The sequence below is a fragment of the Novosphingobium sp. BL-S-32 genome (assembly GCF_056857055.1).
In genome coordinates this window covers 1728182-1740909 of record NZ_CM166477.1, presented here as the reverse complement: position 1 = coordinate 1740909, position 12728 = coordinate 1728182, and the positions used below count along the sequence as shown (strand labels likewise).

11 protein-coding genes are annotated in these 12728 nt (G+C 62.8%); 4 read left to right on the top strand and 7 right to left on the bottom strand.

The genetic code is table 11. The annotated features are described in order from the left end of the window. Positions 1 to 7: 7 nt before the first annotated feature. From AC1VVK_RS24050 to AC1VVK_RS24030, 5 genes are all read right to left on the bottom strand, one after another. Entirely contained in the window at positions 8 to 754 is a 747-nt protein-coding gene (locus AC1VVK_RS24050; RefSeq protein WP_482905684.1) for a glutathione S-transferase family protein, read from the bottom strand. A 4-nt stretch (positions 755 to 758) separates the two neighbouring features. After that, positions 759 to 1646, bottom strand: coding sequence for an SDR family NAD(P)-dependent oxidoreductase (locus AC1VVK_RS24045; protein ID WP_482905683.1), 888 nt, complete (start codon positions 1644 to 1646; stop codon positions 759 to 761). Continuing rightward, complete coding sequence (locus AC1VVK_RS24040; RefSeq protein ID WP_482905682.1) at positions 1609 to 3408, bottom strand: class I adenylate-forming enzyme family protein; 1800 nt, start codon at positions 3406 to 3408, stop codon at positions 1609 to 1611. The genes AC1VVK_RS24045 and AC1VVK_RS24040 overlap by 38 nt, the downstream gene beginning before the upstream one ends. A gap of 55 nt (positions 3409 to 3463) precedes the next feature. Then, the gene (locus AC1VVK_RS24035) at positions 3464 to 4618 is read right to left on the bottom strand and encodes an oxidoreductase (RefSeq protein WP_482905681.1); all 1155 of its coding nucleotides are present in this window, start codon (positions 4616 to 4618) and stop codon (positions 3464 to 3466) included. Positions 4619 to 4797: 179 nt separating this feature from the next. Then, positions 4798 to 5382 carry a TetR/AcrR family transcriptional regulator gene (locus tag AC1VVK_RS24030; RefSeq protein ID WP_482906768.1) on the bottom strand — a complete coding sequence of 195 codons (585 nt, stop codon included), beginning with the start codon at positions 5380 to 5382 and terminating at the stop codon, positions 4798 to 4800. A gap of 294 nt (positions 5383 to 5676) precedes the next feature. Between AC1VVK_RS24030 and AC1VVK_RS24025 the strand changes: the two genes are divergently transcribed. Continuing rightward, complete coding sequence (locus AC1VVK_RS24025) at positions 5677 to 7614, top strand: energy transducer TonB (RefSeq protein WP_482906767.1); 1938 nt, start codon at positions 5677 to 5679, stop codon at positions 7612 to 7614. 33 nt (positions 7615 to 7647) lie between these two features. Here AC1VVK_RS24025 and AC1VVK_RS24020 read toward each other — a convergent pair whose 3' ends face one another. After that, positions 7648 to 8532 (bottom strand): 3'-5' exonuclease, encoded by an 885-nt coding sequence (locus AC1VVK_RS24020; protein ID WP_482905680.1) that lies wholly within the window; start codon positions 8530 to 8532, stop codon positions 7648 to 7650. 119 nt (positions 8533 to 8651) lie between these two features. On the opposite strand from AC1VVK_RS24020, the gene AC1VVK_RS24015 reads away from it, so the two are divergent. Beyond that, on the top strand, positions 8652 to 9509 hold the full coding sequence (locus tag AC1VVK_RS24015) for an oxygenase MpaB family protein (protein ID WP_482905679.1): 858 nt from the start codon (positions 8652 to 8654) through the stop codon (positions 9507 to 9509). A gap of 39 nt (positions 9510 to 9548) precedes the next feature. On the opposite strand, the gene AC1VVK_RS24010 is transcribed toward AC1VVK_RS24015, so the two are convergent. Continuing rightward, the gene (locus AC1VVK_RS24010; RefSeq protein ID WP_482905678.1) at positions 9549 to 10799 is read right to left on the bottom strand and encodes a cell wall hydrolase; all 1251 of its coding nucleotides are present in this window, start codon (positions 10797 to 10799) and stop codon (positions 9549 to 9551) included. Between the two features lie 330 nt (positions 10800 to 11129). On the opposite strand from AC1VVK_RS24010, the gene AC1VVK_RS24005 reads away from it, so the two are divergent. Together AC1VVK_RS24005 and AC1VVK_RS24000 are read left to right on the top strand one after the other, a co-directional pair. Beyond that, complete coding sequence (locus AC1VVK_RS24005) at positions 11130 to 12446, top strand: cytochrome P450 (protein ID WP_482905677.1); 1317 nt, start codon at positions 11130 to 11132, stop codon at positions 12444 to 12446. Continuing rightward, positions 12443 to 12649, top strand: coding sequence for a ferredoxin (locus tag AC1VVK_RS24000; RefSeq protein WP_482905676.1), 207 nt, complete (start codon positions 12443 to 12445; stop codon positions 12647 to 12649). Before AC1VVK_RS24005 ends, AC1VVK_RS24000 begins: the two co-directional genes overlap by 4 nt. Positions 12650 to 12728 lie beyond the last annotated feature (79 nt).

Below are 12728 nucleotides of genomic sequence, written 5' to 3'. Positions count from 1 at the left end.
ATCGCCATCAGCTCATCCTCTTCACGGAAGTAAAGTCTTGAACCGGCACTTCGTCGGTGCGGCCAAAGAACCTGTCGAGATCGCTGATGGTCGCGGCCGTCATGGTCGTTGCGGAGGGGGCGGCGAATTCCTCCACGATCCGCGCCTTGGCGCGCCTGACGGCAGGGCGGTCGGCGATTGCCTCCCGCCATCGCCTCATCGCCGGATAGCTGTCGATCGAAAGGCCATGGCGTTCGAGGTACTCGGCCCAAGGGAAAGTGGCGATGTCGGCGATCGAATAGGCGTCACCCGCGATCCATTCGCGGTTCGAGACCCTGTCGTCGATGAGTTGGTAGAAGCGCTTGGCTATCGCGGCGTAGCGGCCCAAAGCGTAGGGCTCGCTGCCTTCGGGAAGCAAACGGAAATGGGTATACTGGCCAAGCATCGGTCCGATTCCGGCCATCTGCACCATCAGCCACTGGAGCACTTCGTAGCGATCGGCCGATCGGGCCGGAAGCAATTTTCCGTGCTGTTCGGCCAGCCAGATCAGGATCGCGCCAGACTCGGCGAGCGGCCTGCCAAGCGCCGGATCCTCGATGACGGGAACTTTGCCCACGGGATTGAGCGCAAGGAACTCGGGCGTGAATTGCTCGCCCTTGAACAGGGCGACATGCTTGAGGACATAGGGCAATTCCAGTTCCTCAAGCATGATCGCCACTTTGACGACATTGGGGCTCATCACGCCGTGGAGGATGATCGGTTTCTGTTCACTCATCTGATCAACCTTTGGCAAAGAGTCGGCCGATGGAGCCGCCAAGCGGTGCAGGCATGAACCCATCGTCAGGCCAATCGATCCAGCCGCCGCCCGCGCTCGTGCCGCCGTCGATATGCAGTGTCGTCCCGGTGATGGACCGCGAGAGGTCGCTCGCCAGAAACAGCACGCCGTTGGCGAGGTCCTCGACTGACGGATCGCGCTTCATCGGGACATAGATCTTCGACGCTTCGGCAAGGGTTTCGGGCCCAAGCTTCTCGATCCTGGCAAAGTCTTCCGGATAGAGCGACCCATTCGACGTCTTCGCCGGCGAGGTATCGGGCGCGATGAGGTTGACGCGGATCTGGTCCGCGCCCAATTCCACCGCAAGCGCCTTGCTGAAGTTCGTTGTGGCCGCCTTGGCTCCGGCGTAGACCGCGAAAGTTGCGGCGCCGCGATGCGCCTCGATTGTCGTGAAATTGATGATGCTGCCGCCGCCGCTCTTGCGCAGCAGCGGGATCGCGCGCCGACAGCTGTCGATGATATATCCGTAGTTCATGCGGATATCTTGCGCATTGTCTTCGCGCGTGGAGTCTTCGAACCGTGAGCGCTTGCAGCGGGTGGGCACGTTGACCACGATATCGACCTGGCCGAAGTCCTGCTCGACGCGATCGTAGAAGGCGTCAAGCGCTGCCGGATCTGCGACATCAGCGTGATAGGCCAGAATTCGCACGCCCAGCGCTTCGACCTCGGGCACGATCGAGGCCACCTCATCCTCGTGATTGTCGCAGGCAGCGATATGGATCCCGGCTTTGGCAAGAGCCAGTGTATAGGCCCGCCCCTGGATTTCTCCGCAGCCGCCGACGACCACGGCAACTTTACCCTTCAGTGCGGCATGAGCTTCGAGGAGCCCCATTTCCTTGATCCTCTCGTAGTGTTCGTGATCGCTTGTCAGACGAGTAACTCGAATTCGATGACGGGCATTCCTCGCTCAGCCTGTTGGATGCCAGCTTTCGTAGCTCGGATGATCTGATCTTGGCACTGCCGGTGAGGACCAGTTCCTCCTCACGCAAGAAAAGGATCTCTCGTGGTATCTTGTAGCTGGCGAGTGACTGCCTGGCGAAATTCCGAACCGCCATGGCGTCGAGGATCACACCGTCCTCCGGGACGATGCAGCCGATCACGATTTCGCCCAAAGTGTCGTGCGGAACTCCGATGGTCCGGGCTACTTTGACGCCGGGACATTTCTCCAGCACCGCGTCGATTTCGAGCGGCGATACGTTGGCCCCTCCGGTTTTGATGATGTCGGAGAGGCGGCCGTCCCACTGGAGCCGCCCCAATTCGTCGAGATAGCCGCCGTCACCAGTGTGGAAGAAGCCGTCGGGATCGAAGGTGTCGGCAGGGTCGATGCCGAGATAGCCGAGCATCAGCGTTGGCCCCTTTACCGCAATCTCTCCCCGGCTTCCGCGCGGCAGGGTCTTTCCGGTCTGCGGGTCGACGATCTTCATTGCGTTCCCGGCCAGAACCTCGCCCCAACTCCGGCCACGGACATTTTCGGGCGAGGAATTTGGAAAGCAGGTGGTGACCGTGAACGTCTCAGTGCTACCGTAATTGCAGACAGGTTCCGACCATGTGCTGCGAATGGTCGGATGCTGGGCAAGTGGCAGGACGAAGTCGACATATTTCATGGCAGAGAGGTCGACCGTCTCCCAGTTCGGCGCCTCCCGCATTTGCTTGGCCTGATGGGGCCAAACGACAGGATAGTTGACGCGCTCCTTCTCAAGCAGTTCGAGCGAGGCGACCGGGTCGAACGTCGATTGCAGGACGAGGCTGCCGCCCGACGAAAGCGTGGCCCCCAATACGGTCGCAAAATTTCCCGACCAGAAGAAACCGTTCGGCGCCCAACTTCGGACGTCCTCGGCCAACCCGAACATCCGCGGCCAACGCCAGAAGTGGATGCACATGCCGCGATGCGTATTGAGGATGCCTTTGGGCAGCGCCGTGGAGCCCGACGAATAGAGGATGGCCCCCAGTTCGTGCGGCTGAACCGCCGCCGCCATTTCCTCGATCACGGCTTCCGGTATTGATGCCGCACTTGCAACAAGCGCGTCCCACGGTTCGATCGCTCCACTTGGCAAAGTGGCGCCCACCCTGAAAAGGCGGCGCAGGAACGGATAGTTCTGCGAAACCAGTTTGCCGGGGGCACACTGCCGGATGGCAGGCTCCAGTTCCTCCAGCATCTGGCAGAAGTCTTTCTTGAGGACTTTTCCTTCGAACAAGAGGATCGACACGGCCGAACTGCGCAGCAGGTAGTCAAGTTCCGATGATGTCGAAAAGGTGCTGAGCGTCACGGCCACGCCGCCGGAAAGAGCCACGCCGAAGACGCCGGCGAGCCATTCCGGACGATTGGTCATCATGACGCCCACGCGGCTGTCCTTGCCGACGCCATGCGCGCGCAGTCCGCGCGCGACCTGCATCGCGCGGTCCCAAAGGTCGGTGTAGGACCAGCGGATCTCCCCGCCATTCTCGTGCATGACGAGTGCCTCGCGCTCTGTGAAGCGCGCAGTGACCTCACGCAAATAGCCGCCCAAGGTCAAAGCGCCGAGATCAGGCTCTTCGGACAGCGCCGGCCCGTAGACAATCGGAGGGAGGGCAGATCCGCCGTTTGACTTGGCCATCGTACTTCCTCCCTGACAATCTCTGAGCCAAGCCACGCCGGGCCCGTTATCGTCGCTATTTCACGTGCGCCATCAGCGGGTCTGCCATCAGGCTTGTCGCGAAAGGCTTGAGCTGGTCGAATGCGCTGGCCCGCACGAGTTTGGGCCAGTCGGGTTCGGCGATCATCGCGCGGCCGACCGCAACGAGATCGAAATCACCGCGATCGAACCGCCGCATCAAATCGTCCAGTCGCTCCAGGTTGAGCGGTGCGACCGTGTCGGCACTGAGGCTGGCGAGGAAATCCATGTCGAGCCCGATCGAACCGATGGTGCAACTTGGCATACCGGTTACTTTCTTGACCCAGCCAGCCAAGTTCAGGTCGCTGTCGTTAGCGAAAGTCGGCTCCCAAAAACGGCGCTGCGAACAATCGAACAGATCGACGCCCGCTTCGACCAGCGGCGCGAGCAGATCTTCAAGCTCTTGCGGCGTTTCGGCGAGGCGGGCATTGAAATCGGCCATCTTCCAGAACGACATCCGCATGATGATCGGCATGCCGGGTTCAAGCTCGGCCCGGCAGGCGCGGATCACTTCCGCGGCGAATTGACCGCGGGCTTTCGGGCTGCCGCCGTAGCGGTCGGTGCGATGGTTCAGTTCCTTCCAAAGAAACTGGTCGATGATATAGCCGTGGGCGCCATGCAGTTCGATGCCATCGAAGCCAAGCTCTACGGCCTTGGCAGTGCTGCGAGCATAAGCGGCGATCACTTCGTCGATCTGGGCATGGGACATGCCTTCGGCCACCTTCTGGCCCGGGGCAATATAGCCCGAGGGACTGACCTGACCCAGTTCCGGACGGTAAACTATACCCTTGCCCGCGAGCAGATCCGGACCGCTGGGGATCAACCCGACATGCCATAGTTCGGGCACGCAGAGGCCGCCTTCGCGGTGAACCTTGGTGGCCACATTGCGCCATGCATCCCACGTGTCCTCGCCGCGGATCCGGCCCAGCATCGGATTGTCGCCCGAGGAGGGGTGGTCGATGTAGGCCCCCTCGGTGATTACCAGGCTGGCGCCGCCTTGCGCGCGCCGGGCGTAGTATTCGGCCGAGTCATCGCCGGGGATGCCATTCTTGCAGACTTCGAGCCCCATCGGCGGAAAGACGAAGCGATTGGGCAGGGTGAACTTGCCGAGCTGGAACGGCGTGAACAGCCCTTCGAAATCCACTGGCCCCATGACATCTCTTCCTCATGGCGCGGAACTTGAGCCCGCTGCCCGGATGTCTCCTATAGAAATTAAAGCACTCGCTCAATATTTTTGTAGGGCGTATCATGCGAACGGATAAATTGTACTCGGAAGGGCGCACCGATCAGCCGGAAGTGGCAGGGTCGGGCGATCGGCCATTTGACGCCCCGTTACGGGGCTGAAGCCGGTTCCAGCTTGTTGAGCAGGCCCTCGAGAAACGCGTGAACCGCTTCATGGGCCAGCGACGTTCCCAAGGCTTCTTCCGTCCCGAGTGTTCGGCTGATGGCGGCAATGAGAAAGGCCACGACTTCCGGTGCCGGCGCGCTTTGTATGTTGGCACGCTCCAAAGCGCCTGCGATGATCATGCTATGGATGTTTCTGGTCGTTTCGTTCGCCCGCCGGACTTCGTTGCCAATAGCCTCGGAATGGCGTGCAAGAGCGATAAATTCGATGGTGAGGCGGGCGTCGGCCTGCTGGAGAGACTCCTCCCAAAGGCTGCGCAGCGGGCTCGTCGATGTGAGTGAACGGACTTGCCGAGCCAGATAATCCTCTTCCGCGCGGCGAAACAGGGCGAGCATCAGATTGTCCATCGTACCGAAGTGATAATGGACGAGCTGGGACTTCAGGCCGGCCACTTCGGCCACTCGTCGTGAGCTGACGGCGGCATAACCCTCGTTGCACATTATCTGCTGAGTGGCGTCCAGGATGGCCCTCTTGGTTCCGGCGCTTTCGTCACTCTTTCGCTTCCTGGTCATGGTCAAGTTCGGTGCTCCCAATCCATCGCAATACCTCTGTGGCATAAAATAAGCGACTGCTTAAAAATTCTTGTTGAGCCGCCGCGTTTTGGGCGGAGATCGGGCCGCGAACGCTCCTGCCATATCTTGATAGGGCACTTCAAATCCGGGGCCGTTCGGAAAGGGACATGCCTGCCAACCGCGAGCCCGCCGTCAAAGCCAGAATGGCATCGATCACCGTGGACATCGCGCAAGACGCGCCATAGGTCTGCCGTTGCATCTGCGTGGTGCGATGGGGGAAGATTCGTGAGTCTGATGCTTTTTCTTGCGGCCGCTTCGGCCGCTGCCGCACCTGTGACGCCGACGACGCTTCAGGAAAAGTTCGATGCGGCCAGCGCTCTGCAAAACAGCGGCCAATGCAAGGAAGCGATCGCGCAGTTCGAGGCGCTGGAAAAGGATCCTCACCTCAAGCCGGGCTCGTTCCCCGCTTCGGCGGTGGCGGTGCGCAAGGGCATCTGCCTGGTCCGCCAGATCCGCCGGGATGAAGGGGAGCGTGCGATCGCGCTGGGTCTGCCCGCACTGATTGCCGCCGGGCCGGACTTTGCCTCCGACGTATCGGAAGCGCGGATGGCATTGGGCGATGTGCGCATGGCCCTTTCCGATCGCACGGGCGCCGCGGCGTATTACCGGTTGGCGCTGGAAGGCCGCACCGGCGCCTTCCGGCTCGATCCGCTGCTGCGTCTGGCCCGTGCGACCGCATTCGACGGAACCGAAGAAGCGCTTGCCCCGGCGCGTGAAGCGCTGGCGATCATGGACTCGCTTCCGGAGATGAATAAAAAGAACGCCATTGCCTATCGCACGCTTTACGCGCGCACGTTGCTCAATCAGGGCCGGGCGGAAGAAGCCTACAAGGAACTGAAGCAGGCACTGGCACTCAGCGGCGGGCTGACCCTGCGCACGACGGTTGACGAGGTTTCCTTGCGCGGGGACCTGGCGATGGCAGCTATGTTGATCGGACGCCGGGACGATGCCCGCCTCTATCTGGCCTATACCGGTGCCGGCCGCCTTTCCGGCAAGCCGTTCGTCCATGCGGAATCGATGGATCCGCCGCTGTGCGGTGAGGAGACCGGCCTGCGCCCGGATGACGTGGCCGTGGTGGAGTTCGGTATCAATGACGATGGCACCGTGGCTTACGCGCAGACCGTCTATTCGCGGGGTGGTCCGCAAGTGGCGGCCGCCTTCGAACAGGCCGTGCATGATTGGTATTGGGGGCCGGACAGTGCCGCAGCCATTCCCGCCTTCTATCGCGTCGCCGCGCGCGTGGAAGTGCGGTGCAGCAATCGGCTGGGCAAGGCTCCTGGCCTATGGGCACCGATGAACGCGCGCTTTGCCAACTGGGCCGCGACGGTCCTGCCGGCGGATACTCTGGAGGGCGATCGTATCGCCGTGCTCGCCCGGCTGCACCGGCTGGGAGAAGACGAAACCGGCGCCGCCAGCGCAGCGGTACGCGCCGCAGCGCTGGGCATGATCCTGGATCTCGATCCTTATGCCCCGTCCGCGTTGGCCGACAAGGCCGTTCAGATCGCCACGCAGGCATCTCTTCCGGCAGAACTCACGAACTCGCTGCGCGTAGAGCAACTGGTGCATCGCGATCCGGACAGCAAGCAGAGGGCACGGGATCGCAGCCGGGCGAGGGCTGCGCTGGCGGCGGAGCCGGCGATCGCCGCCGACGCACTGGCCGCAGACACGCTCCTGCTCGATGCCGCGGGAGAGCGGACGACGCGGCGCGATCCGCAGACCGACGCCTGGGTGGCGCAAGTGGCGCAAGATACGCGGCTGCCCGAAACCCATCCGCTGCGGCAGCTCGCCTGGCTGGAGCAAGCCAATCGCGCCGCAGCAGCGGGCAATCTGAAGCAAGCCCAGACCTATTACGACAAGACCGGACTGACCGATGAACAGTGCGCTCTGCTCAGCCTGCCCCCGGCGCTCCGGCGTACCAATGTGACTGGCGGCGACTATCCCTTGTCAGCCATGCAAATGGGCTTCGAAGGCTGGGTCAATCTGGAATACGACATCAACGCCAATGGCTCGACGGCGAACGTGCGCCCGCTCGTTTCCTATCCGCCGTTGATCTTCGGAAAGGCGGCGACCGAAGTTGGCAAAGGCGTGCAGTACGACATGAGCTATCGCCCGGGGGCCTCCACCGCCTGTACCGCGAACACCAACACGATCGCCTTCGCCATGCGCCCCTGATACCCGTGGCAGCGTCGAGCGTGTGCGGCTTCCTCAGGACTTGCCGTGCCGTTCGCATGCCGTGACGGAGATAAACGCAGGCTCGCCGAACCCGCGGTAGACTTCATTCGTCAGCCAGAGTTTCTCGTCATCATGATCGGTCGCGGAGATTTCCTTCGACCAGAACCGGAGCGCTGCATTCCAGCGATAACCCCTGGCCTTGAGCAGATCCTTGGATTCAAACGGGGCGTCGATCGCATTGACGCGGTAGCTTGGCTGTTCCGACGCGGCGAGCAATTTGGCAAGGATCGTCACGCCATCTGGCAGGTCGTGCGCGAGAAGGTAGATCAGCGCCAGAATGTCGTTTTCGGCGCGGTGCCCCTCATAGAACCAGCCGCACTGCGAGACGAGATGGGCCAGCGCCTTGCCGTCGAAGCCCAGTTCAAGCCAATCCGGTTCGGCCATCGAACAAGCCCACGGCTTGCCCGCGATAGCCGGCAGCCGTTTGTCGACGAAGGGGCGGTCGAAGCGCGCGTTATGGGCGATGATGAGATCAGCAGAGGACAGGATCTCGATCGCGAGTGCCTCGTCGATTTTCTGGTTTTCGAGAACCTCGTTCGTGAGACCCGTCAGTTTCGTAATTCGGGGATCAAGCGGCACGCCTGGATCCTCGCGCCATACCCTTGGTTGTCCGACCTGGACGATGCGGCCGGTGTCATCGAAGCGGAAACGCTGGATGGCGAGTTCGATGATCTTGTCCGTCTCGTGGTCAAGGCCGGTCGTCTCGACATCGATGGCAACGCCGATCCGGCTGTTTCCTCCCGGCCTGGGCGCATGAAATCGCGAGACCGGCTGAAGACGGCGCAACACGCGGAAATCGGGGCTGGGATCCAGGAACGCCGCGGCGCGGTACAGGGCATCGGGTGAAGGGCGGGACATAGCTGCGGCTTGATTGAGGTGTGCCCGGAAAAGGCGGGGCCGGAGCCTTACCGCCGGCCAGTCGTTTTGTCATGGGGCTGTCGCTATCGCGTCGTCTCGATTTCAGGCAGGATCGCCTTATGGCTGCGCTGAATATTCCCGGTCCCGCTTCCGCCGTGCGCGGCCTGCTCGTGCGGCAGGTGCGCGGCGTTTTCAATGACCGCGAGAAGGGCGAGATGCCGGTCGTTCCTTCGAATGACGCATTGTTCGAGGTAGATAGCCCGATCCGCATGGTTCACGCCGATGTGGTCGCCATGATGGTTGGCGGCATGCGGGCGCTGCTGTTGCAGATGCTTCATCCGGCGGCGTTGCAGGGCGTGCTCGATCATTCCGATTTTCGCGAGGACGTGCAGGGGCGGCTGCGCCGAACCGCGCGGTTCATTGCATTGACCACTTACGGTCATCGCGATGAGGCCCGGAAAGCCATCGACAGGGTCAATGCCATTCACGCGCGCGTCACCGGGACAATGCCGGATGGCCGGACCTATTCGGCGACCGAACCTCGGGTCCTTGCATGGGTACATCTTGCGGAGGCGACGAGCTTTCTGGAGGCCTATCTGGCTTATGGAAATCCCGGCATGCCACCGGCCGCGCAGGACCGCTATTTCGAACAAAGCGCGGTCGTGGCCGAGATGCTGGGGGCTTCGCCGCTTCCGCGCAATCGCCTGGAAGCCCAGTCGCTGATGGCTGACATGCGAGGTGAACTCGAAGGCAGTCTTGCGGCGCGCGAGGTGGCCTCGTTCCTGTTGAATGGCGAGCGGGAGCGGCGCTCCGGAGCGGTGGCGAGAACCCTTGCGGTCGCGGCGGTGGATCTGCTGCCACCGTTCGCGCGGATCTTGCTGGGATTGAAACGGCCGGGGGCTTCGGCGTGGCCGCAAATGATCGGCACGCGGGCCATGGCCGGGGCGGTGCGATGGGCCTTTGCCGGGACGCGGTGAACGGTTTCGAGGTTAGCACGGGCAGGGCGCGGATGCCGGCTATTGCAAGGCGGTCGGCGCATCGACTTTCACTGCGGGCGCGCTGGCCGCGACGATCTTGGGCGCGGTTACCTTGCGCAGGCACTCGGTGGGATCGTTACGCGGGAAGAGTTTGCAATCCCACGCGGTCATCTCGCGGTGGCTGGCCTGATCGCGCAAATAGAGAAAGGCCATGGACCGCCGCGCGCTGGTCGGGATCGGATAGCTTCGGGGAATGTCCGCGCTGTCGACCCAGCCCGTCACCTCGCAGAAACTGCGCCCGCGACAGAGATCGAGCGCCAGCGATCCGAAGGAGCCGGGGGCGGTGCGCGGCAAAAGCAGGCCGAAGGCATCGCCCGATGGTTTCAGCAGTTTCAGCCGGGCGCCCCGCAGGTCCACACCGATCACATCCGGAGACGTGGGATCGGGCGGGTCGGCCAAAGCCGTCGCAACGGCCGGAATAAGGTCGGCCCCGGTCCCGGCCGCAAGCGGATCCGGTTCCTGGCCGGTTGCAAGCGCTGTTAGAGGCGCAATCGCCGACTCTCCGGGATCGACACGCTGGCGAAAGGCCGCCGGACTGCCCCAGCCGCCGCGCCAGCGAAAGAACAGGTGCGGTCCCACGCGCGCGATCTTGTCGAGTTCGCCGCTCCAGGGCGGGGCTACCCAATCCGTATGGTAATGCGTGGCATGCCCAACCGGAGCGAACACGGCGCCATTGAGCGCGCCGGCCGCGATCGCGCGGGCCTTGTCCCAAAGCCAGGGCATCAGCCGCCTTGCCATGGCGCCGTCGCACGTGAAGGTGAATTGGCAACCGGTCGCGCGCTCGGCGCCCTGGAACACGACGCCGCAGGCACTGGCGGGGAAGGCGGGATGGCGCATCCGGTTCAGTACCACTTGCGCGACCGCCCGCTGCCCGTCGAGATCGCCGCCGGCTTCGTAGTACTCGGCGCTGGCGATGCAGTCGATCGCGCGAAGGCGGTCCTCCTGCGATCCGACGAAGCGGAACGGGGCGGCCGGCGTCTCGCGTCCGCTGGCAAAGGGAATGGAGGCATTGATCCGCCTGGCCGCCTCGCGCGCGGCATCGTCCGGCATGCCGGGGGGAACCACCTCGGGAAGAGCGGGCAGGGGAGTGGAGGGCAAGGCGAAGGCCTGCAAGCCGGTCGCTACCCCCGCAATCATGCGCGCGACCGGGACGACCGGGCCGATCTCTCCGGTGACGCCCCCGCCCAATGCCGAGGACCCGGGCAGCAATCCGAGCAGCAGCGGAGCCATCAGTCCCCCGGCCCGGAGCTGTGGGTTTGCTGAAAGCTCCGCCATTGGAGCGCATATACCGCGCCTTTGGCGAAGCGCGGAAGACCCATACCGGCCGAACCGTGGTGATTGCGCGCCTGTCTGCGTTACTTGGCGGCTTATTCCCGGGACTCTGCCGATCGTTTCTCCAGTTTTTGGACAAAGGCCAAAGAATGGCGCTGATCGTTCAGGCGATGAGTATTTGTGTCCAAACCGGGCTTGTGGCTGGTCTCCGGCGTCATTGCTATATGCCCGACCGGCTATCAGCCAAACATAGACCGTGAACATTCCGGCGACGCCAGAGGAGAGACCATGAACGACACGCCCCACGCGTTTGAGGAGCATGATTTCTTCCGCAGCGACCGGTTCGTCAACGATCCGTACCCCTATTTCGACTATCTGAGAGACCAGTCTCCGGTAGTGCGTGAGCCGCATCAGGGCATCATCATGGTCACCGGCTATGACGAAGCCCTTGAGGTCTATAACGATCCCGCTCGCTTCTCTTCCTGCATGTCGACGACTGGACCGTTCGCAGGCTGCCCTATTCCGTTCGAGGGGCATGAAAACGAAGATGTTTCCGAACTGATCGAAGCCTATCGCGATCAGACGCCGTTCAGCGATCAGCTTCCGACGATGGACCCGCCGGTGCACACCATGCACCGGTCGCTGCTGATGTCGCTCATCACGCCGAAGCGCCTCAGGGAAAATGAGGAGTTCATGTGGAAGCTGGCGGACGAGCAGATCGACACCTTCCTTGCGCGCGGCGAGTGTGAGTTCATGGACGCCTTCGCGCAGCCCTTCGCCGTGCTTGTCGTATCGGACCTGCTCGGCGTGCCGCCTGAGGATCGGGTCGAATTCCGCAAGCACCTCATTCGCGTGGAGCAGGAGAGTGGCGGAGCCGTGGTCGGCGGCACCGACGGAGGCGTTCATCACTCGCCGTTGCAGTGGCTGTACGACACGTTCTCGGCCTATATCGCGGACCGCAGGACCAATCCCAAGGAGGATATCCTGACCGGCCTCGCCAAGGCGACATTCCCCGGTGGCGAGGTGCCGGAACCGATCGACGTGGCCCGCATTGCGGCCAACTTGTTCGCGGCCGGGCAGGAAACCACGGTGCGGTTGCTCAGCTACGCTTTCCAGGTGATCGGCGAGCGGCCCGACCTCCAGCAGCGCCTTCGCGAAGACCGCAGCCTCATCCCCAATTTCGTCGAGGAATGCCTGCGCATCGAGGGCCCGGTCAAAGGCGACTTCCGACTGGCCAAGAAGCCGACAACCCTTGGCGGGGTCGATATCGCGGCCGGCAGCTTCCTCTATATCTCGAACAGCGCGGCCAACCGGGACTCCCGCAAGTTTGAAAACCCCGGCGAGTTCGACATGGCCCGCAAGAACGCGCGGCTCCACGTGGCATTTGGCGCCGGTCGTCATGCCTGCCCCGGCGCTCCGCTGGCGCGGGCGGAGGCGGTTGTCAGCCTCAACCGCATGTTCGATCGGACCACCGACATTCGCATTTCCGAGAAAGTTCACGGCCCGCGCGACGCACGCCGCTACAGCTATCTGCCAACCTTCATTCTGCGCGGACTGACGCACATCAATCTGGAGTTTGACCCGGTGGAGGCTGTTGCGCGATGAAAGTCCGTGTCGATCCGGATCTATGCGCCGGTTTCGGGATCTGCGTGGGGCTTTGTCCCGAAGCGTTCGAGCTGCACGAAGACGGCTATGCTACCGTGCTGGTCGGTGAGGTGCCTGCGGAATTCGAGGATATGGTGCATCGGGCGGTCGACCGCTGCCCAGCGCGGGCGATTTTCCTCGTTGACGACTCTTCCGTTGACTAGGGCGTAAACTGAAACGCTGAACCACAAGCCAATCTATCATGACGAGAGAGAGAATAGCGCTCGATTAAAAGGTCGGTTA

What these genes read in the sequence shown, in the direction of transcription:
- AC1VVK_RS24025 (WP_482906767.1), top strand. Translation starts at nt 5,677, where the DNA reads ATGCTTTTTCTTGCGGCCGCTTCGGCCGCTGCCGCACCTGTGACGCCG.
- AC1VVK_RS24010 (WP_482905678.1), bottom strand. Translation starts at nt 10,799, where the DNA reads ATGGCTCCGCTGCTGCTCGGATTGCTGCCCGGGTCCTCGGCATTGGGC.
- AC1VVK_RS24030 (WP_482906768.1), bottom strand. Translation starts at nt 5,382, where the DNA reads ATGACCAGGAAGCGAAAGAGTGACGAAAGCGCCGGAACCAAGAGGGCC.
- AC1VVK_RS24015 (WP_482905679.1), top strand. Translation starts at nt 8,652, where the DNA reads ATGGCTGCGCTGAATATTCCCGGTCCCGCTTCCGCCGTGCGCGGCCTG.
- AC1VVK_RS24040 (WP_482905682.1), bottom strand. Translation starts at nt 3,408, where the DNA reads ATGGCCAAGTCAAACGGCGGATCTGCCCTCCCTCCGATTGTCTACGGG.
- AC1VVK_RS24045 (WP_482905683.1), bottom strand. Translation starts at nt 1,646, where the DNA reads ATGGGGCTCCTCGAAGCTCATGCCGCACTGAAGGGTAAAGTTGCCGTG.
- AC1VVK_RS24005 (WP_482905677.1), top strand. Translation starts at nt 11,130, where the DNA reads ATGAACGACACGCCCCACGCGTTTGAGGAGCATGATTTCTTCCGCAGC.
- AC1VVK_RS24000 (WP_482905676.1), top strand. Translation starts at nt 12,443, where the DNA reads ATGAAAGTCCGTGTCGATCCGGATCTATGCGCCGGTTTCGGGATCTGC.
- AC1VVK_RS24050 (WP_482905684.1), bottom strand. Translation starts at nt 754, where the DNA reads ATGAGTGAACAGAAACCGATCATCCTCCACGGCGTGATGAGCCCCAAT.
- AC1VVK_RS24035 (WP_482905681.1), bottom strand. Translation starts at nt 4,618, where the DNA reads ATGGGGCCAGTGGATTTCGAAGGGCTGTTCACGCCGTTCCAGCTCGGC.
- AC1VVK_RS24020 (WP_482905680.1), bottom strand. Translation starts at nt 8,532, where the DNA reads ATGTCCCGCCCTTCACCCGATGCCCTGTACCGCGCCGCGGCGTTCCTG.